This is a genomic window from Labrys sp. (in: a-proteobacteria) (genome assembly GCF_047605565.1).
GTDB lineage: Bacteria > Pseudomonadota > Alphaproteobacteria > Rhizobiales > Labraceae > Labrys > Labrys neptuniae.
This window is the reverse complement of the sequence record NZ_JASGFM010000048.1, coordinates 20,124-42,156: the sequence shown is the minus strand read 5'-3', so window position 1 is coordinate 42,156 and position 22,033 is coordinate 20,124. Positions and strand designations below refer to the sequence as shown.

Annotated in this window: 16 protein-coding genes; 5 read left to right on the top strand and 11 right to left on the bottom strand. The window is 60.6% G+C overall.

Annotation, left to right across the window (positions count from 1 at the left end):
• Nucleotides 1-76 precede the first annotated feature (76 nt).
• Nucleotides 77-421 carry a hypothetical protein gene (locus tag QM672_RS28520; protein ID WP_311934432.1) on the top strand — a complete coding sequence of 115 codons (345 nt, stop codon included), beginning with the start codon at nt 77-79 and terminating at the stop codon, nt 419-421.
• Between the two features lie 73 nt (nt 422-494).
• Here the strand turns inward: QM672_RS28520 and QM672_RS28515 are convergent, their stop codons facing one another.
• Nucleotides 495-2,687 (bottom strand): RelA/SpoT family protein, encoded by a 2,193-nt coding sequence (locus QM672_RS28515; protein WP_367625753.1) that lies wholly within the window; start codon nt 2,685-2,687, stop codon nt 495-497.
• A 179-nt stretch (nt 2,688-2,866) separates the two neighbouring features.
• Complete coding sequence (gene rpoZ / locus QM672_RS28510; RefSeq protein ID WP_311934431.1) at nt 2,867-3,244, bottom strand: DNA-directed RNA polymerase subunit omega; 378 nt, start codon at nt 3,242-3,244, stop codon at nt 2,867-2,869.
• Nucleotides 3,245-3,677: 433 nt separating this feature from the next.
• Here rpoZ and QM672_RS28505 point away from each other — a divergent pair, with 433 nt between their 5' ends.
• A complete protein-coding gene (locus QM672_RS28505) occupies nt 3,678-4,346 on the top strand; it encodes an NYN domain-containing protein (RefSeq protein WP_311934430.1) in 669 nt (222 codons plus the stop codon).
• 218 nt (nt 4,347-4,564) lie between these two features.
• A complete protein-coding gene (locus QM672_RS28500; RefSeq protein WP_394309696.1) occupies nt 4,565-5,209 on the top strand; it encodes a uracil-DNA glycosylase in 645 nt (214 codons plus the stop codon).
• Nucleotides 5,210-5,317: 108 nt separating this feature from the next.
• Here the strand turns inward: QM672_RS28500 and smpB are convergent, their stop codons facing one another.
• Both smpB and dapA read right to left on the bottom strand, forming a co-directional pair.
• The gene (smpB, locus tag QM672_RS28495) at nt 5,318-5,791 is read right to left on the bottom strand and encodes an SsrA-binding protein SmpB (protein WP_311934428.1); all 474 of its coding nucleotides are present in this window, start codon (nt 5,789-5,791) and stop codon (nt 5,318-5,320) included.
• A 134-nt stretch (nt 5,792-5,925) separates the two neighbouring features.
• A complete protein-coding gene (gene dapA / locus QM672_RS28490; RefSeq protein ID WP_311934427.1) occupies nt 5,926-6,816 on the bottom strand; it encodes a 4-hydroxy-tetrahydrodipicolinate synthase in 891 nt (296 codons plus the stop codon).
• Nucleotides 6,817-8,220: 1,404 nt separating this feature from the next.
• Here dapA and QM672_RS28485 point away from each other — a divergent pair.
• On the top strand, nt 8,221-9,258 hold the full coding sequence (locus tag QM672_RS28485) for a transglycosylase SLT domain-containing protein (RefSeq protein WP_376717643.1): 1,038 nt from the start codon (nt 8,221-8,223) through the stop codon (nt 9,256-9,258).
• A 135-nt stretch (nt 9,259-9,393) separates the two neighbouring features.
• Here QM672_RS28485 and QM672_RS28480 read toward each other — a convergent pair whose 3' ends face one another.
• Nucleotides 9,394-10,587: a porin gene (locus QM672_RS28480; RefSeq protein ID WP_415086651.1), complete on the bottom strand. Its 1,194-nt coding sequence runs from the start codon at nt 10,585-10,587 to the stop codon at nt 9,394-9,396.
• Nucleotides 10,588-10,879: 292 nt separating this feature from the next.
• Between QM672_RS28480 and QM672_RS28475 the strand changes: the two genes are divergently transcribed.
• The gene (locus QM672_RS28475; protein ID WP_415086649.1) at nt 10,880-12,559 is read left to right on the top strand and encodes a tetratricopeptide repeat protein; all 1,680 of its coding nucleotides are present in this window, start codon (nt 10,880-10,882) and stop codon (nt 12,557-12,559) included.
• A gap of 257 nt (nt 12,560-12,816) precedes the next feature.
• On the opposite strand, the gene QM672_RS28470 is transcribed toward QM672_RS28475, so the two are convergent.
• From QM672_RS28470 to QM672_RS28445, 6 genes are all read right to left on the bottom strand, one after another.
• Nucleotides 12,817-14,172 (bottom strand): porin, encoded by a 1,356-nt coding sequence (locus tag QM672_RS28470; protein ID WP_311934423.1) that lies wholly within the window; start codon nt 14,170-14,172, stop codon nt 12,817-12,819.
• 980 nt (nt 14,173-15,152) lie between these two features.
• Nucleotides 15,153-16,445, bottom strand: coding sequence for a porin (locus QM672_RS28465; RefSeq protein ID WP_415086647.1), 1,293 nt, complete (start codon nt 16,443-16,445; stop codon nt 15,153-15,155).
• Between the two features lie 681 nt (nt 16,446-17,126).
• Nucleotides 17,127-17,897, bottom strand: a complete 771-nt coding sequence (locus QM672_RS28460) for a hypothetical protein (protein ID WP_415086645.1) — start codon at nt 17,895-17,897, stop codon at nt 17,127-17,129.
• Between the two features lie 324 nt (nt 17,898-18,221).
• Entirely contained in the window at nt 18,222-19,100 is an 879-nt protein-coding gene (locus tag QM672_RS28455; RefSeq protein ID WP_415086643.1) for a phosphotransferase, read from the bottom strand.
• 151 nt (nt 19,101-19,251) lie between these two features.
• Nucleotides 19,252-20,418, bottom strand: coding sequence for an iron-containing alcohol dehydrogenase (locus QM672_RS28450; protein WP_367625725.1), 1,167 nt, complete (start codon nt 20,416-20,418; stop codon nt 19,252-19,254).
• Nucleotides 20,419-20,499: 81 nt separating this feature from the next.
• Nucleotides 20,500-21,885, bottom strand: a complete 1,386-nt coding sequence (locus QM672_RS28445) for an aldehyde dehydrogenase family protein (RefSeq protein WP_415086641.1) — start codon at nt 21,883-21,885, stop codon at nt 20,500-20,502.
• Nucleotides 21,886-22,033 lie beyond the last annotated feature (148 nt).

The following is a 22,033-nucleotide window of genomic DNA, read 5'->3' as shown; positions in this document are numbered from 1 at the left end:
AGGAGACTTCGTCTAGTCGCAACACGGTTTAGCCGCCAACCTCCCGCTGTTTTTCGAGATATGGAGCGCGAGTACCGTGAGAAAACTGATCTTCTGCCTGTCGCTGCTGCTCACCGGATGCACGATCGGCGACAGCGGTATCCGGCCGCTGTTCTCGATGGGCTCGTCGGAACAGGCTTTCGTCGAGCGCTACGGCAAGCCGGATTTTCGCGCCGCGGAAGGCGGCGCCGTTCGCCTCGTCTATCTCGGCAATCGTCTCGACTTTCGCCAGCGCGGTGATACGCCGCCCATCCCGCTGCCTGAGCAGAAGCGGATCCTGGCTCGCTACGGCCTGGCCTATGACCGCAATTGCGCCGTCCTCGTCAGCCTGATGTTCGGGCGCGTGATCGGCATGACCAGCATCGGCGGACAATGCTCCTGACGCCCTTGCGCCTGCTTGGAACGCGGACCTCCCAGCGACATGCCCGCATGTCGCTGGGACCGCGCTGCTGGCCTCAGATCACGCGCTGCACCTCGCTCACCACCTTGCGGGCGCGCAAGCCATCGATGATGGCGAGCAGGTGCTTGAGGTCGTAGACCTCGAGATCGACGATCATCTCCGTCATGTCGAAGGAGCGGCGCTGCATGGCGAGATTGTCGATATTGCCGTCCGTCTCGGCGATCACCTGGGCAATCTGGGCGAGCGTGCCCGGCTCGTTGATCGAAACCACCTGAATCCGGGCGGGATAGCGCTCGGCGCGTGCCGCCTCCAGATCCCAGCGCACGTCGAGCCAGAGCTCCGGCCTGTCCTCGAAATCGGCGAGTGCCTGCGATTGGATCGGGTAGATGGTGATCGCCTCGCCCGGCGTGAGGATGGCAACGATGCGGTCCCCGGGTACCGCCCCACCTTCGGCAAAGCGCACCGGCAGATCGCCCATCAGGCCGCGCACCGGGATGGCAGCCTTGGCCGGATCCCCGCCCCCCGGCAGCTTGAAGCGCAGATTCTGGCCGCCCTGCAGGCCGAACCAGGTCTCGTCGAGCCCGGCGGCGGCGTGGCTCGACTGTTCGAGCTTGAAGTCCGGGAACACCGCCCGCACCACATCCTGCGAACGCATCTCGCCACGACCGACGGCAGTGAGTACATCGTCCACGCTCTTGCGGGCGAGGCGCTTGAGCGCGCCCTGCAGCGCGTCGGGGCTATAGGTCTTCTCCAGCCGTTCGAAGGCACGCTCGATGATGCGCTGGCCGAGCCCTGCATATTGTGCTCGCACCGCCGTGCGCGTGGCGCGGCGGATGGCGGCCCGCGCCCGTCCGGTCACCACCAGCGTTTCCCAGGCAGCCGGAGGCGTCTGCTGCTTGGCCGTGATGATGGCGACCTCGTCGCCATTGTAGAGCTCGGAGACCAGGGGGGTGGTGCGGCCGTTGACACGGCAGCCCACCGCCGTATTGCCGACATCGGTATGCACGGCATAGGCGAAATCGATGGCGTTGGCACCGCGCGGCAAGGTGATCAGCTTGCCCTTCGGCGTGAAGCAGAACACCTGGTCCTGAAACAGTTCGAGCTTGGTATGCTCGAGGAATTCCTCCGGATTGTCGCCCTCGGCCAGCATCGCCATGGTTCGGCGCAGCCAGGCAAAGGCCCGGCTCTCCCCTTCCAGGCGCAGGCTGTCGCCGGCCTTGTTCTCCTTGTAGAGGGCGTGGGCGGCGATGCCGAATTCGGCGATGCGATGCATCTCCTCGGTGCGGATCTGCAATTCGACGCGCTGGTGGCCCGGGCCGATCACCGTGGTGTGCAGCGAACGATAGTCGTTCTGCTTGGGCGTGGAGATGTAGTCCTTGAAGCGGCCCGGCACGAGCGGCCATTTGGTGTGGACGAGGCCGAGTGCGCGATAGCAATCCTCCACCTTGTTCACCAGCACGCGAAAGGCGAAGATATCGGAGAGTTGCTCGAAGGCGACCTGCTTTTGTTCTGTCTTCTTGAAGATCGAGTAGGGTCGCTTCTCCCGCCCCTTGACCGTCGCCTCGATGCCGCGCTCCTGCAGCCGCTCGCGCAGATCATTCTCGATCTCCGCGATCAATGCGCCATTGCGGCGCTTCAATCCTTCCAGGCGGCGGACGATGGTTTCATAATGGGCCGGCTGCAATTCGTGGAAGGACAGGTCCTCCAGCTCCTCGCGCATATCCTGCATGCCCATACGCCCGGCAAGCGGGGCGTAGATGTCCAGCGTCTCCTGGGCGATGCGGGCGCGCTTCTCGGCCCGCATGAAATTGAGCGTGCGCATATTGTGCAGGCGATCGGCGAGCTTGACGAGGAGAACGCGCACATCCTCGACGATGGCCAGCAAGAGCTTGCGCAGGTTCTCCGCCTGCTTGGCCTCCTTGGAAACCAGATCGAGCTTCTTGATCTTGGTCAGCCCGTCGACGAGAGCCGCAATCTCCTTGCCGAAACGGCGTTCGATCTCGCCGCGCGTGGCATCGGTGTCCTCGATGGTGTCGTGCAGCAGGGCGGCGGCGATGGTGGCGTCGTCGAGCTTGAGATCGGTGAGTAGCGAGGCCACCTGCAAGGGGTGGGAAAAATAGGGATCACCCGAGGCGCGAAACTGGGCACCATGCTTTTGCATGGCATAGACATAGGCGGCGTTGAGAAGATCCTCGTTCACGGCCGGGTTATAGGCCCGCACCTTGTCGACGAGTTCATATTGCCGCATCAGGCGAAATGGCGCCGTCACTCACAGTCTCCCGCCGGCAGCGTTGCCGCACCCGGCTCACCTCATTACCGCGCTTCGATCGAACCGAAGCATCGCGCTATTCAATACGGGTGCAGCGCAAAAGAAAAGCGGGCCGGTGATGCCGGCCCGCTGAAATTGCCTGGGAGGAAGCGAAGAGCTTATTCTTCGTCGTCCGAGCCGTTGTTGGCCGGCGGCACCAGCCCTTCCAGGCCGCGCAGCAGGTCTTCTTCCGACATGCGGTCGAAGGCGACATTGTCGTCGGAATCGCCGGCGGCGAGAGCGGCCGGATCCGATTCGGGCTCGTCCACCTCGACATATTTCTGCATCGAGTGGATCAGGTCTTCCTTGAGGTCATCCGGGGTCAGGGTTTCATCCGCGATCTCGCGCAGAGCCACCACCGGGTTTTTGTCACGATCGCGATCGACCGTCAGCGCAGCGCCGCCGGCGATCATGCGGGCGCGATGGCTGGCCAGCAGAACCAGCTCGAAGCGGTTCTCGACCTTGTCGATGCAATCTTCCACCGTGACGCGGGCCATGGCGACGCCTTTCTGTACCGTGTTTTGGGATCAAGCGCGCCAACTACACCGCCAGGCGAGTTTGTGCAACCCCAAAAGGCCGATCCGTGGTATCGTCGGGTCTCCGAGGCAAGGAGATTGACCGCAAGTTCTACCTCATTCGACTTACATATCGAGGCTGCTCGTCTCGATATTGCAATAATCCTGTCAACACTCTCATTGGAAAACACTCAATCTAACGACAATGCTGACAACCTTGACATTCTATACCGCGATAGGCACAAGCTGAATGTATCGGGCCTAAACTTGCCGTTGCTGCCGTTCCGCTGGGATTACACAGAGAGCCCCCTCTCGATGTTGCCCTTGGGATTAATTCTAGACTGTAATTTAGACCGATTTCAATCGCATTCGATCAAACCGAGCATCAGCAGAACGAACCTCAACTGGCAGAAGAATGAACAACACCCAGGAACGCATCGCTCTCTTTATTGACGGCGCCAATCTTTACGCAACGGCGAAAAGCTTGGGGTTTGATATCGACTACCGGAAAATGCTCAAGGAGTACCACAGCCGCGGCTATCTGGTGCGAGCGTTCTATTATACCGCCCTGGTGGAGGACCAGGAGTACTCGTCGATCCGTCCGCTGATCGACTGGCTGGATTATAATGGCTATGCCGTCGTCACCAAGCCGACCAAGGAATTCGTCGATTCCACCGGCCGCCGCAAGGTGAAGGGCAATATGGACATCGAGCTTGCCATCGATGCCATGGAACTGGCCGATCACATCTCGCACATGATCCTGTTTTCCGGCGACGGCGATTTCCGTTCCCTGGTCGAGGCCATGCAGCGCAAGGGGGTGCGCGTTTCCGTGGTCTCCACCATATCGACCCAGCCGCCGATGGTCGCCGATGAATTGCGCCGCCAGGCGGACGAGTTCGTCGACCTCGTCACGCTTCAAAGCAAGATCGGCCGCGATCCGTCCGAGCGGGCCGTGCGCAGCCAGGCCGGCGGCAGTTTTCCGGCCGGCCCCGCGCCGACCCGCCAACCGCCCCAGCAGGGCTTCGCCGGCCAGACCCCTGGCTTCATGTCGGCGAGTTCGAGTGGCCAATCCGACGATCAATAGGTCGAGAACTCGCCTTGCACGATCGGTGCCTTCATTTGACGGGGCCTGCCTGCTGGCTCCGTCCGCACTGCGGTTTCGTTCCTGGCCTCGGGCACTTTGCGATTTGACGGAATCGGCGGGACCGGCAAAGACGCCCTAGCCAATCCGTTGGATTGGCTAGGAAACAGGGAGCGAGAGCAAGCTGCGTTTCTTCAAGACGCCCTTTGCTCGAGTAATCGATGACCGCCAGCCAATTCCAAGAACCTGGGCGCGACTGCCCGCTCTGTGAGAGGCTCGTTGCCTTCCGTCTGCAGGCACGTGCCAGGCATCCCGATTGGCACAATGCGCCGGTTTCCAGTTTCGGCCCGGCCTCTGCCCGGCTGCTGATCGCCGGCCTGGCGCCGGGGCTCCAGGGTGCCAATCGTACTGGGCGGCCCTTTACGGGCGATTGGGCCGGAGACCTGCTCTACGAGACATTGGGCGATTTCGGCTTTGCCAGCGGCACCTATGACGAGCGTCCTGACGACGGCCTCGAACTCGTCGACTGCCGCATCACCAACGCCGTGCGCTGCGTGCCGCCCGAGAACAAGCCGATCGGCAGCGAAATCGCCGCCTGCCGCCCCTTTCTGGCCAATACGGTCAAGGAGATGGCGAACCTTGAAGTCATCCTGGCGCTCGGCAAGATCGGACATGACAGCGTGGTCACCGCCCTCGGCCGCAGGCCGGCCCATTTTCCCTTTGCTCATCACGCGCAGCACCAGATCGGCAATCTGACGCTCGTCGATAGCTATCACTGCTCCCGCTACAACACGAATACGGGCCGCCTGACCACGCCGATGTTCCGGGCAGTTTTCGAGACCATTCGCGGCATTCTCGATCGCTGAACGGTATTTTCTGGGATCGCAGGTGTCCCTGCTTGCTCTTGGCAGCAAGGCCCCTGGAGAAGAAGACACCGGCAGGGACGCGTGCGTCCCCAGCAGCGTCCGCACAGATCAGCCTTTATCCCGCAGCAAGCGTCCCTTTTCGCGCTGCCAATCGCGCTTCTTCTCGGTCTCGCGCTTGTCGCCCAGGCTCTTGCCGCGGGCAAGAGCGAGCTCGATCTTGGCCCTGCCCTGCTCGTTGAAATAGAGCTTGGTGGGCACAATCGTTAGGCCATCGCGCTGCACGGCACCAATCAGCTTGTTGATCTGGCGTTTATGCAAAAGCAGTTTGCGCGGACGCTTACGCTCATGGTTGAAACGATTGGCCTGCAGATATTCGGGAATGTCCGCGTTGAAGAGCAACAACTCCTCGCCGGATGGCCCGGCATAGGATTCGCCGATTGTCGCCTTACCCAGGCGCAGGGATTTCACTTCGGTTCCGGCCAGCACAATCCCGGCCTCGAAGGTGTCGATCAATTCGTAGTTGAACCGAGCCTTGCGGTTGTCGGCAACCAGCTTGCGAGCACCGTCCTTCTTGTCCGCCACGTATCACCCAGAGAGCCTTCGAGCAAAACACTCGAAACAGACTCTACCTTCTTGTTTTTCGAAGCGTTTCCTGGAATCAGCCGAGAGCCCGGCCGTTTCGGACGGAGAGGGATTGCCTCCCCCGCTTCAGAGTTTCAATTGAGCAACCCGGCATGCACCATCGCCTGCCGGATCTGGGTACGCGCGCCATCCGTCACCGGCAGCAGCGGCAAGCGTACCTCTTCCTTCAGGCGCCCCAGCATGGCCAGGCCGCATTTGGCCCCGGCAAGCCCCGGCTCCAGGAAGGTTGCCCCATGAAGTGGGACCAGGCGGTCCTGAATTTCAAGGGCTGAGGCGTAATCCCCGCGCAGCGTCGCCTCCTGCAAGTCCGCACACAGCCGCGGCGCGATGTTGGAAACCACCGAGATGCAGCCCTGGCCACCGGCCGCGTTGAAGGCGAGAGCCGTCATGTCCTCGCCGGAGAGCTGGATGAAATCCGGTCCGAGTTGCTGGCGTTGCTGCGACACGCGGGCAAGATTGCCGGTGGCATCCTTCACCCCGACGATATTCTTGAGCTCGTAGAGGCGCTTCATCGTCTCCACCGACATGTCGACCACCGAACGCGGCGGAATGTTGTAGATGAAGATCGGAATGCCGATGGCGTCGTTGACGGCCTTGAAGTGCTGGTAGAGCCCTTCCTGCGTCGGCTTGTTGTAGTAGGGCGTTACCACCAGCACGGCATCGGCGCCGGCCTTTTCGGCATGACGCGCCAGATCGATGGCCTCGACGGTATTGTTCGAGCCGGCGCCGGCAATCACGGGCACGCGGCCATTCGCCTGGGAAATACAGATCTCCACCGCCCTGTGATGCTCGGCATGGCTGAGCGTCGGGCTTTCGCCCGTAGTGCCCACCGGCACCAGGCCGCTGGTGCCTTCTGCGATCTGCCAGTCGATCAGGTCGCGAAAACCTTTCTCGTCGATGGCGCCGTCGCGGAACGGCGTCACCAAAGCGGTGAGCGACCCTCTGAACTTTGCCTTCGACATCATCTCAACTCCACGGATTCCGATCGGATGGCTGCCCTGATGATCTCAGCCGGGCGCCAGACATATACGAGCCACCCCGTCACGAAAAGAGCATAGGCGCCGATTGGGGGCCGAAAACACCCCATTTCAACGAGATGATCTTCGCATCGCTCTGGTTAATGGAATGAGTCGGCTCCAGATTGCCACTTTTTAAGGCAGCAGCCCCGAATCCGCCGCCTTCGGGCCTTGAAAATCACCTTTTCCTCGTGCCTCACTGATGGCGAGAATGCGGCATTCCGTCGTCATTCACGGTTCGTCAATCAGAGGACGCGACAATCGCCAAACCGGATCACCTGGATTGGCGTGGCGGCAATGCTCTTGCGGTTCATGACGGGTACATCCCTCTTCGTCGCGGTGTTGACCGGCGCGCTTGCCGCCCCGGTCACGCGGCCTGGCGATGCCACCCTGACGCACCCGCCTCGTACGGTCGCGCTGCGCACGGATGCCGCTCCCCCGGCGGTCTCGGCCCGCCCCGACACCGAAATCACCGGTTCGATCATCGTTCCTCCGCCGCTGGTGAACCAGCTCGACGTCCTGCGCCAGGTGATTGCCGCCTATGAGGGCAGCGACCGCTCCGGCGGCGACACCCTCGCCCGGTCGCTGACCGATCCGGCCAGCCAGGCCGCAGCAGAATGGATCGCCATCCGCAGCGCCGCCCGCCATATCGGCCTCGCCCGAATCAAGGCCTTCCTCGCCACTTATCCGAGCTGGCCCGGCAATGGCTTGATCCGGCGGCGCGGCGAAGAGGCTCTCTACAATGAGGGAGCCGATGCCGACACGGTGCGAGCCTTCTTCGCCTCGTCCCAGCCCGAGACCGACGAAGGTAAGGTCGCCCTCGCCGCCGTGCTGCAGCGCGACGGCGACCCGGCGGGCGCAACCGCCCTCATTCGCGACGCCTATCGCAATGACAGTCTGTCCGGCCAACTCGAGGGCGATATCCTGCGCGACTACGGCGCCCTGCTTTCATCCGCCGACCATAAATATCGCGCCGATCGCCTGATCTATGACGGCAGTTATGACGATGGCTTGCGCGTTGCGGCCCGTGCCGGCCCGGATGTGGTGACGCTTGCCAAGCAGCGCATTGCCGTGGCCAGGCAGGCCAGGAATGCGGGCGCCCTGCTGGCCGCGAATGTTTCCACCGACCCGGCCTACGTCTTCGCCCGCATTGCCTATCTCAGGCGCCAGAAGAAGCCGCGTGATGCCGCCGCCCTGTTGCTGAAGGCCCCCCGCGACGCCGCCGCACTGGTGCGTCCCGACCAGTGGTGGACGGAGCGACGCCTGATAGCCCGTGCCTTGCTCGATCAGGGGGATGCCCGTACCGCCTATGCCGTGGTCGCCGGCTTTACCGCCGAAAGCGATACGACCCGCATGGAGGCCGAGTTCCATTGCGGATGGATCGCCCTGCGCTTCCTGAACGATCCTCGCAGTGCCGCCCGGCATTTTGCCAATCTGAGCGCCGATTCCCAGCGGCCGATCTCGGTTGCGCGTGGTGCGTACTGGCAAGGCCGCGCTGCCGAAGCAGCCGGCGACAAGTCCGGGGCGACCGGGTTCTACCAGGCAGCCGCGCGCTACCCCATCACCTATTACGGCCAGATCGCCCGGGCTCGCTTGGGGCTGCGGACGCTCGACCTGAATGCTCTCCCCGAGGCCACGCCCGCCAGCCGCGCGGCCTTCGAGGACCTTCTGGCAGTGCGTGCCATCAACCAGCTCTACACGCTCGGCAAGCGTGACTATGCTCGTATTCTCGTCGCCGACATGGGTCGACAGTTGCAGGACAGCCAGCAACTGGCCCTGCTCGGCCAGATTGCTCTCGACAATCTGGACACCAAGACGGCCCTCACGGTCGGCAAGTCGGCCACGCAGCGTGGCCTGCCGCTCGATGCGATCGCCTTTCCGATCGGCGCCATTCCCGGCTTCGAGAGTTCGGGCAATGTCGAACGCGCCGTGGTCTACGGCATAGCCCGGCAGGAGAGCGAGTTCGGGCACGAGGTCGTCAGCAGTGCCGGCGCCCGTGGACTGATGCAGGTGATGCCTTCGACCGCCAAGGCGACCGCGCGCCTCGCCGGCATCGCCTTCGATGCCAAGAAGCTGACCAGCGATCCGGTCTATAATGCACGCTTGGGCGAGGCTCACCTGGGCGATCTGATCGGTCGCTTCCGCGGCTCCTACATCATGACCTTTGCCGCCTACAATGCCGGTCCCGGCAAGGTTGCCGAATGGGTGAAGGCCTATGGCGACCCGCGCGATCCGAAGGTCGACCCGATCGACTGGGTCGAGCGCATCCCCTACACGGAGACGCGCAATTACGTGCAGCGCGTGCTGGAAAACGTGCAGGTCTACCGCTCGCGCCTCGATACCACGAGCACCTTGCTGATCGAGGCCGATCTTCGTGGCAAGAGCCGGTGATACCGAGAGGCTTTGGAAACGCCCCTCCGTACCGTTTCGTGATTTTCGCCAAACCTTTGATTTTAAATCCAGAATTTCGATGCAGTCGGGTCTCGTAGGCGCCTGCATCTTCGAGGCTTGGAATAAATTCCCGGCTCAGAACGTCCGGCGAACGCGCAGCACCCCGGTCCAGCCTCGGATGTCCTCCTCATAGGGAAAGAAGTCCTGCCCGCCCTTGGCCCGATAGGATGAATAGAACCCCTCGATGCCGAAGGAGAGACCGCGGGTTACGGTATAGACGGCGTTGCCGCCTGCAACCCATCCTCTCACATCCGGCGCCGCCGGATTGACATAGTCCCGCGTGGTCGCTGCGCTGTAGTCGAGGTAGGAACCGAGCAGATTCAGGGTTAGCGCGGGCGTGATGTTGATGCCCGCCTCGCCGGTAACCGTCCAGCCACGGCCAATATCCTTGCGCCCACTGAAATTCTCATAGGCGGCATCGATCTGCTGCCAGCCGAGATAGGCAGAGGCCCCATTGGCGTAGGTTCCCTCCACGGCGATATGGGCGCCGGAGCGTATCGGCAAGTTGAGACCGAAGGCTGCGCCGACGGCATAGCCATAGTCGGAACCGCCGATCTGCGGCGGCCCGGGATATCGGAGCTGGTGGCCAGCGCCGAATACGGCCAGCGTGCCCCAATCGCGATCGAGGCGGACATTGCCGACGATGTCGGGCATCGCGGTTCCGCCGGCAGGGCGTCGCGGTTCGGGAAAACCGAAGAAATTCAGCACGTCGCTGCGCGTGCCGCGCGCATCCTCGAGCGATAATGTCGCCGAAAGGCCGCCGCCGAATTCCTGCGTATAAGCGATGAGGTTGGTGGTGGCGGCATAGCCGAAATAGGGCTGCAGGAGATCATTGCCATAGTCGAGGTCATAGATGCCGAAGAAACTATGGGCATAGCCGGCCGTCAGCCCGCCAAACTGCAGAAAGGCCTTGTCGATCACGAATTCGGTGCTCGTCCTCGGGCCGACATAGGCGTCGATCAGGAAGAAGGAACGAAGCAGGCCGTAATCGGTATCGGTGCGGGCGTCGAAACCGATCTGGCCGCGGGTGACAAACCCGCTGAAGTCATCCTCACGCATTCGTTGGCGGCTCACGACATAGTCGGCCCGCACTTCGCCGCTGATCTTCACGCAGGTATCGCTGCCCGGCAGCTGCCAGAACCCCACACCCATGTCGACGCAGGCCTGGAGATAGCTGTCTGGCGCGCCCTTGCCAACCGGCAAATCCTGCGCATGGGCAGCACCAGCCCCCAAGATTGCACCGGCAAGGCCGATCGCCACTGCCTTCATCGTTTTTCCCCAAGGTGGCGGCCCATCCCCAACCGCGCAACCTCCAGCTGCAGAGTGCGGCAAAAGCGCAGGCAACTCAACGAAATGTCGCAGGTCAAGCTTCCATAGACCGACTATTGAGACGGCGCGTTGCAAAAAGAGCACGCCGCAACGTCAAGGCGATTCTGCCTTAAGCGCGTTAGAGAGGCGTGACATCAGAGCCCTTCTTCGATTGTTGAGCTTTGGGGTAGTTCCGCCCCACCATTTTGCCCTTTAGGGTAGCCGTCATCTGTTTCTCAGCTTGAGGCGCTCAATGTCCGCTCCGTCCCATACTGATCGAGACAAGGCCCTTGCCTTGCACCGTAACGGGCAGATCGAACAGGCAATTGCAGCATACACGGCGCTTCTCACCCACCAACCCGACAGTGCGGATATTCTTGGTCTCCTCGGCGTCGCCAACGAACAGGTCGGGCATCTCGATGAGGCCGAACGGTTGCTCCGCCTCAGCCTGCTGGATCGGAGGTCTGTTCCCCTCGCCTACCGCAACCTCAATAATCTCCTGGGTCTTCTGATCGAATCTGCCCGACAGGAAGAAGCAAAGGCAGCTGCCGAGACCTATTCACCATGCACCTGGCCCTCAGGGCGCGTTCCGGACGCCGTCGAGCACGGTACCATCGTCAGCCTTGTCAGCGCCCTCAAAGATATCGGCCTTGCCAACCGGGCTCTCGCGACTGGATTCCCCCTCCTGTCCACGATGGGAGAGGACGTCGAATTTGCACTGCTGATCGCCGAGATGCTGCACGATGCCGGCCGCAATGATGAAGCCTTCGTCGCGCTGGACCGGGATTTCGGTCCAGGAGAAGAGTTACCCAACCTGCATGCGGTTCGCGCCGCACTTGCCCATGAGCGTAATGATCGTACCGCCTGCGGCCAAAGCAGTCAGCGCTTCGTTGCCAGCATGCCCATCCTGCTCGCCGAAGCCGCCCCCTCCCAGCAATTCGTGCTTGCCGTATTCAACCGCTCGCCCGAATTCATCGCCGATTTCCGGGAGCCCTATGATCACCATTATAGTGGCAACTTCCCTTCGCAACTGGCACAGGTCTTCGCCGATCGTTTCCGCTTCATGTCCATCCTGGCGGACTCCCCGACTGCCGCCAATGCATTGCGTGGCATGCCACGCCCGGCTCTGGCACTGAACAATGTCGTCAATGCCGAACAATTGATGGTAGAGGACACGCTGCAGCGCGTCAGCGCTCTGGAGGACAGCCTTGGCATCAAGGTGATCAATCATCCCAAGCTTGCCGTGCAGGCGACACGCCAGAAGAATTCGGAGCGCTTCGCCAATATCCCCGGCATCGTTTTCCCGAAAGTCCACCGTTATCAAAGCGACAGGGAGCAGAGGCCCGCTCTGATCGAGGATATCGAGAACCGCTTTGGTTACCCTCTCATCATTCGTACCGTCTTCCAGCAGATGGGCGTGGGTACCTGGCGCATCGGCGATAGACAGGAGCTTCGTAAAGCCCTCGATAAGCTAGACGGCCTACAGTTTTACGCAATCACCTATGTCCAGACCCACCATGCTGACGGCAGGTTCCGCGCATTGCGTACGGCTTTCGTCAACAAGCAACCCGTCATCGTCCGTGCCGACTATAGCGACCATTGGAACGTGCGAGCCCGTCGAACTCCGGGCCAGCAGGCTTTCTATCATGAGAACCCGCATCTGTTGGAGATTGCCAATCGTATCGTCCTCGATCCGGAACGAGAACTGGGCAGTAATATCTACGACCAGCTTCGAACGATTGCAGACTCGATGCCGCTTGAGATTTTTGGAATGGATTTTGATCTCACAGAAGATGGTAATCTGCTGATCTTTGAGATCAATGCGACAATGAACCTGCTTTCGACCTCACCTACCGGACTTGAATATCCGCCAGGGAGTGAGAAAAAACTCTTGCATCACATGGCAGAATTTTTCCTGCAGCACAGACTATGAAATGAATAATCTTCTTTGCATGAGCAAGCCGTGCGCCAGGGCACGCCACCCACAATGCCTAGGAACAATTAATGCGGGCGTGTATTCTGGGATAAATGCATTCTATTCTTTGGCTTGAATTCAAAAAAATTTGAACCATGCGGGCGATATCGCGTCATTCCCGCTATCTCAATGCAACCCACATATTTCGGCAGTAGCAAATAAAAAACCCAGCTGCTTACGCAGCTGGGCCTTTTTTTGTGCGAGATCGAAAACGATCAGAACACGCGCTTCAGGCGGACACCAGCCTGCCAGACATTAGCCTTGTCGTCGCGGAAGCCGGTGACGGTGTCCTCGTCGTCAACAATCGCAATACCATTGTCCTGCTGAACGCGGGTGTAGGAGACTTCGGCGCCGATCGTCAGACCCTTCACGATGGTGTAGGTGAGGTTACCTGCGATCGTGAATTCCTTGATACCGTAGTCAGCAACAGCCCCTGCGTCCGTAGCCAGGAAGCGGTCATACTTGGTGTCGATGTAGCTGCCGACCAAGTTCGCGTTGAGAACCGGCGTGATGTTGCCGCCGAGTTCCGCCACGATCGACCAACCCTTGCCGCTGGAGAACCGGCCGGAGGTGTTGAGGAAGCGATCGCGCGAGCCCAGGATGCTGTTGCCGGCGCCGAGATAATCGGTAGCGCCGTTGGCATACTGACCTTCCACGACGAAGTGGCCACCGTCGATGAAGGGCAGCTTGATCAAGCCAGTGGCGCCGATGGCGTAACCGAGCTTGTTGGTGTGACGGACAGTGACCTCTTCGGGATCGGTCGTCGGGTCATCATCGGTGTCGACGAAGAAGTTCTCACCCGAACGCGCCTGATGAAGAGCGCCCTGCACCGCGATTGCGCCCCAGGACTGATCCCAGCGCAGCTGAGCGACGACGTCAGGATATTGCTGGCCGCCCGAGGTATAACCAACCAGGTTGCCGTCGATCGTGCGGTAGTTGCTCGAGTCGGCGCGATGGTCACGGCCATCTTCGATCGACAGGGTAGCCTGGAAGCCACCACCGAACTGGGCGGTGTAGGCGATCAGGTTGACGGTGTTGCTCTCGGCGTAATAGGGCGCCCAGATCGTGCTGCCGTAGTCATTGTCGTAGAAGCCGAAGAACGAGTGGGCATAACCAGCCGTCAGGCCACCAAACTGGATGAAGGCCTTGTCGATCGAGAAGGTGTTGCCGTTATAGGTGCTGTTGCGGCCACCAGAGCTGATCGGATGCGAGTCAGCGTTGATCTGGAAGTAGGAGCGCAGCAGACCCCATTCGGTCTCGGTGCGGGCATCAAACCAGATACGAGCCTGGGTGTTGAAGGCCGAGCGATTGTCGTTGCGATCGAAATCGCGGCTCGCACCCAGGAGAGCCGGGCGATCACCACCGAAGACGCGGTAGTCGGCGCGGATTTCGCCGCCGATCTTGAGGCAGGTGTCGCTGCCCGGAATGTAGAAGAAGCCGGGACCGAAAGCCGAGCAGACCTTCACATATTCAACAGCTTCGCCCTTGGTCATGGGCAGATCAGCAGCCTGGGCAGTGCCGATGGCGGCAATACCAGCAGCGGCGCCGAGGAGAAGGGACTTCATCGTCATTAGATGACCTCCAAGACAGTTATTATTTGATCGAAAGCGCCGCTTGGTGCTCCGATCGACTCGCGAGACCCCGATCACACGTTAAACTTGCAATCCGGACACGACCCATCGAGTGAATCGTTGTCATGACATTGCTTCACTGCCTCTGGTTGTACAATAGCGATTACACCCAACAACCTAGGGTCGTAACATTTTGGCAAAGCTGTGTAGCAAAAAGGACACACGCAGCATTTTCGCCACAATTGGGTACGATTTCAGCGAAAATCCGGGCTTTCCTGGCTGTCTTCATGCCCGGACGACACAATTTCAATGCAAGAGGCCAGGGTCGACAGCCAGTTGTCCGCCGGCGGCGCTTCCGGAAGTTCGAGGGCAACAAAATCGCTTTGCACCTGTTCGGAGCGGCAATTCCGATCGATTTTCTCCCTTCGGGAGACATCGACATGGAATCATCGCCGTCGAATTGCCTACCTTCGCACGATGGCTTGAGGCGTGATTCAGGCGCAACTCGTTCGAAGGAATCGGCCATTGCGAACGCCCCATTCGCTGAACGGGTCCGTTTTGGGACTGGGGTCGCCCGTGCCGCTCAGCCGCTCAGGTGCAGGCTATGCCGGGGCCTGTTACCCATTGGCATTGGCGGTGAAGATTGGAATGGGCACACCGGCCTGGCGTGATCGCAAAGTGGCACTCGGCTCACATTGCAAGACCGGCGACGGGACCTACGACATCATCGTCCCGAATAGACAATAGGCAGTATCGTCCCAGCACCTCTGACGGTCACCTGTGCCTGAGCCTATGCCTAAGCGGTCCGCAACTGGTCAGCCCATGCCTATGACAGGTGACAGGGGGCAACTAACATATGTCGGTCATTGCAAAAGAGGATCGATCGATGCCTCAAACCCGCAAGGCGATCTAAGTGTCTCGCTCAAAAAAGAAAGGCCCGGCTTTCGCCGGGCCTTTCCTCGAATATTTGAACTGAATGATCAGAACTGGCGCGTAATGCGCATGCCTGCCAGCCAATTGTTATAGCTGTCACGACCCGGCAGGGTATCAATCGCACCGTGATCGACCTTACCGTGTGTATAGCCAACTTCACCGGCGACCTTCAGACCCTTAACGACCGTGTAGGTCAGGTTGCCGCTAATGGTGAACTCCTTGATGCCATAGTCACCCAGATCGGAGAACCTGTCGAACGTGGTGTCGATATAGCTGCCGACCAGAACGGCCTGCAACTGCGGCGTGATGTGTCCGCCCAGTTCACCCGTGATCGACCAGCCCTTACCGGCATCGACTCGGCCCGCGGCGTTCACGAAGCGATCAGACTGGGCCACGAAGGTGTTGCCAGCGCCGAGATAGTCAAGGGCACCATCAGCATACTGGCCTTCCACAACGAACCAGCCATCGATCGCGGGGATCTTGATCAAGCCGGTGGCACCGACGGCGTAGCCATACTTGTTGCTGCGGCGAACAACAACGTTCGTATCGGCAATACCATCATCATTCGTGTCGATGCTATAATCGGTCCCCGAACGAGACTGATGACCTGCTGCCTGAACAGCGAGCGATCCCCAAGACTGATCCCAACGCAGCTGGGCGACCACGTCAGGAACCTGCTGGCCACCTTCACGGTAGCCGTAAAGAACAGCTGGATTTCCAACCGGGACAGGATCGCGAGTTCCCTCGACGCGATGGTCACGACCGTCTTCGATCGACAGCGTGGCGCTGAACCCGCCGCCGAACTGGGCGGTATAGGCGAGCAGGTTAACGGTCTTGGTCTGGGCGTAGTAGTTACCCTCAAGGGTATCGCCATATTCGTTGTCGTAGAAGCCGAAGAACGAATGCGCGTAACCAGCCGTCAAACCACCGAACTGGATAAAGGCCTTGTCGATGGTGAAATCGTTACGCCGGCCGTCACCACCGCCACGGCCCACCAGCCTGTTGGAGTCAGCATTGATCTGGAAGTAGGAACGCAGCAGACCCCAGTCGGTCTCGGTGCGGGCATCGAACCAGACGCGGGCCTGGGTGTCGAAAGCCGAACGGTTGTCGTTGCGGTTGTAACCGGTGCCGCCGAAAGCATAATACTTGGCGCGGATTTCACCACCGATCTTCAGGCAGGTGTCGGTACCGGGGATATAGAAAAAGCCTTCGCCGAAGGCCGAGCAGACCTTCACATATTCAACGGCTTCGCCCTTGGTCATGGGCAGATCGGCGGCCTGGGCAGCGCCGATGGCGGCGATACCGGCGGCGGCGCCGAGAAGAACTGACTTCATCGTCATGAGATGACCTCCAAGACATTTTTACTCGGTCGGAAACTTGACCTCTCCGACCGGCTCGCGAGACCCCGGCCCCAACCTCTGGCGGCGGCCCGGAGACGACCCATTGCGTGAATCGTTGACAGTGACAGTGCGGCAGGTGCCACCTTTCCACAACGCGAAAACGACCCGAGCCAAGGTATTCACATCGTTTTGCCCAAGACATGTCACCCAAAAGACACAACTTTTTCCGAAATTGAGAGTCTAGGCGCCAAAATATCAATTTAAGGTTGCAATATTTTCACCCAATCAACCCACATTAGAAACGAAATCGTTCTTGAATTGGCCAAAATTAAACCAGATTTATTGCACGTATAAGTTTGGTTGCTATAATGAATAATATATATACTTAAAGTTATGAAAAATTCATAACGCACCTTTTACGTGCATCTGATCGGGAAAAGCGCTGCTGAAGGATTGTAAGCATGGCCGGCAGGGCGCTGGATGCCCTTTGCCCATCCCGGCGCTCCACCTGGACGAATCGGCGGATCGACCGATGACGAACCCGCCTCGATAAAGAACTCAGAAAAACCAACCGACCTTCGACCCAGAACTCCGAGAGCATGGAGCCCAAGCCAGTCGAGCTGCAGCGCCCATGACCGAGAATCGAACCAACGGCGAGAGTGTGTCTATTTGGGAGTTGAGCTAGACCTGGGGCAAAGCACGTCTGCGCAGGTCGAGCGTCTCGGCCAGATTGCCCCGATAGGAATGATGGCCATTGTGCCGGATGGTCGCCGTGGTATCGACCCAAAGCTCGCCGCCGCACGCGCGCCATCGATCGCAAAAGGCATAGTCCTCGCCGATCGCCTCGCCGTTCACCACCGGGATGTTGAACAACGGAAACAGGCGGAACGGCACATTATGATAGGAATAGCCTTGATCCCGACAACGGGCGACCATCGTCTCCAACATGTCGCGGCGGCACAACATGGCGCCGGCCCCGACACGTATGGCGCGCGCAAAGCCGTTGCGCACCTCCAGCCGCCCCTGCCCCGTCAGCGCCTGCGGATCCTCGAACATGACGTTCCAGCGCGACGCGGCAGCGTGAAAATCTTCAAGGTCGCGGGCGAAAACCCTGCTGGTCTTCTCATTGTCGTAGCCCTTCGACACATAGGGCGCGGCCGTGAACGGCTTGTCGTGGAGTTGGCTGAACTGGAGCAAGCGTCCGATCGTCTTGGGCAATATCTCCATGTCCGAATCCAGACAAAGAAGATAGTCGCTGCGGCCTTCGAGAAAATAGCTGACGACCGCATTCCGCGCATGCTCCAGATGTGGAATGCCAGACTGCCCGAGAAAGTCGACCTCGACCTTCCGTTCCTTCAAGTCCAGGGCGATGCTGAGGAAAGAGCGCACGGCATCGATGTCGACAAAACGGTTTCCACAGACACAGGCGATAAGAATACTTGGCTTTTTCATCGCAACACCGTCTACAATATAACTCTAAAATAACTTCGAAATTTTGAACAATTCAGCACCTCAACCAAAAGTTGAATTATATAAACTGCTCTATCCCCGATATCTAAACACAAAGAATCAAATATATTTACAAAGAGATAGCGAAATAAACTTCATCGTACAACGCTAAAACATTGATCTCACGCGGACATCACTTAATAGTGAAGCGGTAAATTGACACCACCCCCGCGACCTTCTTACGAATGAAGAAAACGGCAAGAGCAGAACTATCGACTTGCTTGGAAGACGTCGAAAGCCCCCTGTCAGGGGCAGGCCTGCGGACGATCAAAGGCCTGCGGCAGCAACGCGCACCCGATTTTCGTTGATGGCGATATAGCCGTCGAGTTTGCCCGGCCGACTTGCCACCAGGCCGTCCTGAGCATAGCCCCAGAACAGGTCACGCATAGCCGCCGCCAGACGCATGGCCATGAAGCCCTGCATCTCTTCTGCCGTCGGCGGACGCCCTAGCCAATCGGCAAGGCAGATAGGAGCCATCCCGCCATCCAGGCCGGCATTGTTGAAGAAGCTGGCGAGATCGACCAGGGACTGGCCCTGCCCGGCATATTCCCAATCGACCAGCCAAAGGCGTTGGCCATCGTCGATGATGTTATCGCCATGCACATCGTTATGGGCAAAGCCGGCAGGCATGCCGGCAAGCTGCGCCGCCAGCTTGTCGAGCAACGGCCGGTAGCGATCGATGACTTGCTGCCAACGATTGGGTTCGGCAGACAGCCTGCGGAGGTAACCATCCAGGATGGCGAGCGGGTACCTATCGCGTAAGGGTCCCCGATAGTGCTCCGGCAAGGTGCGTCGAATCCTGTTCAGCAACGCCAGAACTTGTCGGAGCTTTGCCCGGTCGCGGAGATTCGCACTGTCGAGCATGCGCCCTTCGATATGGCGCAGAATCATCAGCCCGGGTTCCGCCCAGACCAGATCGGGTCCGAGCCCGCATGCCGCCGCGGCGCGCGTGGCAGCTTGCTCGGCCGCGCGATCGATATCGTGCGCCGGATTGTCGCCGGCAATGCGAGCCACGAAGCGACCGTGCCGTGCAGTAACCAAAAGATTTCGATTGGTCAGCCCGCCCGCAATCGGCTCGACAACGATGGCACCGTCCCACAAGGGCAAGGCTGCGAGGCGGTCGTAATGATCGGGCTTGCTCGGCATGACAGTTTCAAACATAGCGCCTCGGGATCGGCTATCCCGTCACGCCAAAGGCAAAGCGCATGCGAATGACGCGCTTTGCTGCACGATTGCCAGCGCTTCGTCGCTAAGGCGGGAAGTTGTCGCCGCCCCGGCCGAGCACCATCAGATCAGGCTAGATAGCCCCTTCCAGCGTCTTGCGATAGAGCTTGAGGGCACCGGCCTTGGTGAGCGTGACGGGATTGCCGCCGGCGGTCGGATCCTTCGGAGCCATCTTCGACATCAGGTCGAATTTCTGGTCGTCGACCTTGAGGCCGGCGAGGGTATGCGGCACGCCGAGTTCCTCGCGCAGCGCCAGCGTCCAGTCGAGGAAGGCCGAATAGCGCGGCTTCAGCCCGATATAGGCGGCGAGGCGCTCGATCTTCTCCTTCACCGCCTTTTTGTTGAAGGCGATGACATAGGGCATGAACACCGCATTGGTCAGGCCGTGATGGGTGTCGTAAAGCGCGCCAACCGGATGGGAGAGCGCGTGGATGGCCCCGAGCCCCTTCTGGAAAGCGGTGGCGCCGATCGCCGCCGCCGACATCATGTGGGCACGGGCTTCGAGATCCGTGCCGTCCTTATAGGCACGCGGGAGGAACTCCTTGACCAGGCGCACGCCCTCCACCGCCATGCCCTCGGCCATCGGATGATAGAAGGGCGAGCAATAGGCTTCCAGGCAATGGGCCAGCGCATCGAGACCCGTACCGGCGGTGATGTGCTTGGGCATGCCCACCGTGAGCTCGGGATCGCAGATCACCACCTTGGGCATCATCAGGGGGTGGAAGATCACCTTCTTGGTGTGGGTCTTCTCCTGGGTGATCACCCCTGCCCGGCCGACTTCCGAACCGGTGCCGGCCGTGGTCGGCACGGCGACGATCGGCACGATGCCGCTGGGATCGGCCCGGGTCCACCAGTCGCCGATATCCTCGAAGTCCCACATCGGCCGCTTCTGGCCGGCCATGAAGGCGATGACCTTGCCGGCATCGAGACCGGAGCCCCCACCGAATGCGACGACGCCGTCATGCCCGCCCTTGCGCAGCACTTCCAGGCCCGCATAGACGTTCGATTCGACCGGATTCGGCTTCACGTCCGAAAAGATGGCGGCATGCAGCCCGGCCGCCCTCAGACTCTCCAGCGCGTCCTTGGTCATCTTCTGGGTGGCGAGGAAGGGATCGGTCACCAGCAGCGGCGCGGTGATGCCGGCGCTCTTGCAGGCTTCCGCCAGTTCCGAGATGCGGCCGGCGCCGAAACGGATGGCGGTGGGGTAGCTCCAATTGGCGCGGGGAGACGTGGTGGTCATGGGCAGGGTCCAGAAAATGGGGGCGGGTCTTCAGAGCCGCCATTGGCGAGATGAAGGCGGGTCTGAAGACCCGCCCTCCGATCACAGGTTGCGCAAGTGATAGCTCTTGGGTTGGGTCAGCGAGTCATAGCCGAGCCGCGACAGGCCTGTGCCGCGGCCGGTATCCTTCACGCCGGTCCAGGTCAGGCCGGGGTCGAGATAATCGCAACGGTTCATGAAGATGGTGCCCGTCTCGATCTCGCCACCGATACGCTCGGCCGCGTCGAGGTCCTGGGTCCAGATCGCCGCCGTGAGGCCATAGGGCGAGTCATTCATCAGGGCGACGGCCTCTTCGTCGGACTTCACCTTCATGATGCCGACGACGGGACCGAAGCTCTCTTCCATCATCACCGACATCGAATGGTCGACATTGGTGAGAACCTGCGGGGCGAGATAGGCCGTGCCGGTGGCGTTGGCCGCAAACTTCGACGTATCGATATGGGCCTTGGCGCCCTTGGCAAGGGCCTCGGCCGTCTGCTTGCGCACCCAGTCGGCGAAGCGGACATTGGCCATCGGGCCGAGCGTCGTCCCCTCCTCGAGCGGGTTGCCGAGCACATATTGGCTGGTGAGACTGGTGAAGCCGTCGACGAAGCGATCGTAATGGCTCTCATGCACATAGATGCGCTCGATGCCGCAGCAGCACTGGCCCGAATTGAAGAAGGCACCGTCCACCAGGTTTTCGATCGCATGCTCGACATTGGCGTCGGCGCGCACATAGGCTGGGTCTTTGCCGCCGAGTTCGAGTGCCAGCGTCATGAAGGTGCCGGCAGCGGCCTTCTCGATGGCGCGGCCGCCTGCGACGGAACCGGTGAAGTTGGTGTGGTCGACCAGCCCCTTGGCCAGGATGTCGCTGGTCTGCTCATGGGTGAGCACCAGGTTCTGGAAAACCCCCTTGGGCAGGCCTGCCGCGTCCATCGCCTTCTGGAAGCGCTCTCCCACCAGGATGGTCTGCGCCGCATGCTTGAGGATCACGGCGTTGCCGGCGATCAGCGCCGGGGCGACCGTGTTGACCGCGGTCATGAAGGGGTAGTTCCAGGGCGCCACCACGAAGACCAGGCCGAGCGGCTCGCGCTTGATCATGCGCTTGAAGCCGGGGCGGTCATCGTCGGGGATGGTGGGAGCCAGGCTGTCCTTGGCGATGCGCACCATGTAGCGCACGCGCTCCTCGAAGCCGCGGAATTCGCCGCCATAGCGTACCGGCCGGCCCATCTGCTGGGCGAGTTCGGGCACGACTTCCTGGTTCATCGCCAGCATGGCGTCGAGGAACTTCAGGACATAGGCGCTACGCTCCTCGATGGAGAGCCGGCGCCATTCCTTCTGGGCCTTGCGGGCCGCGGCCAGCGCCGCGTCGATCTCGGCGGCACTGGCGGCCGGGCGACGCACCAGCTCCTTGCCGTCGATGGGAGAGATACAGACGATGTCGGACATGATTGAGAACCTCGAAAATGCTGGTCGTCCCGGACGCGATGCGGCGCGAAGAGTCGCTTCGCAGATCCGGGACCGCCAGCCGAATGAGACATAACTGACGGGCGGTCCCGGATCTGCATCGCATCATTTCATGCTGCAATGCGTCCGG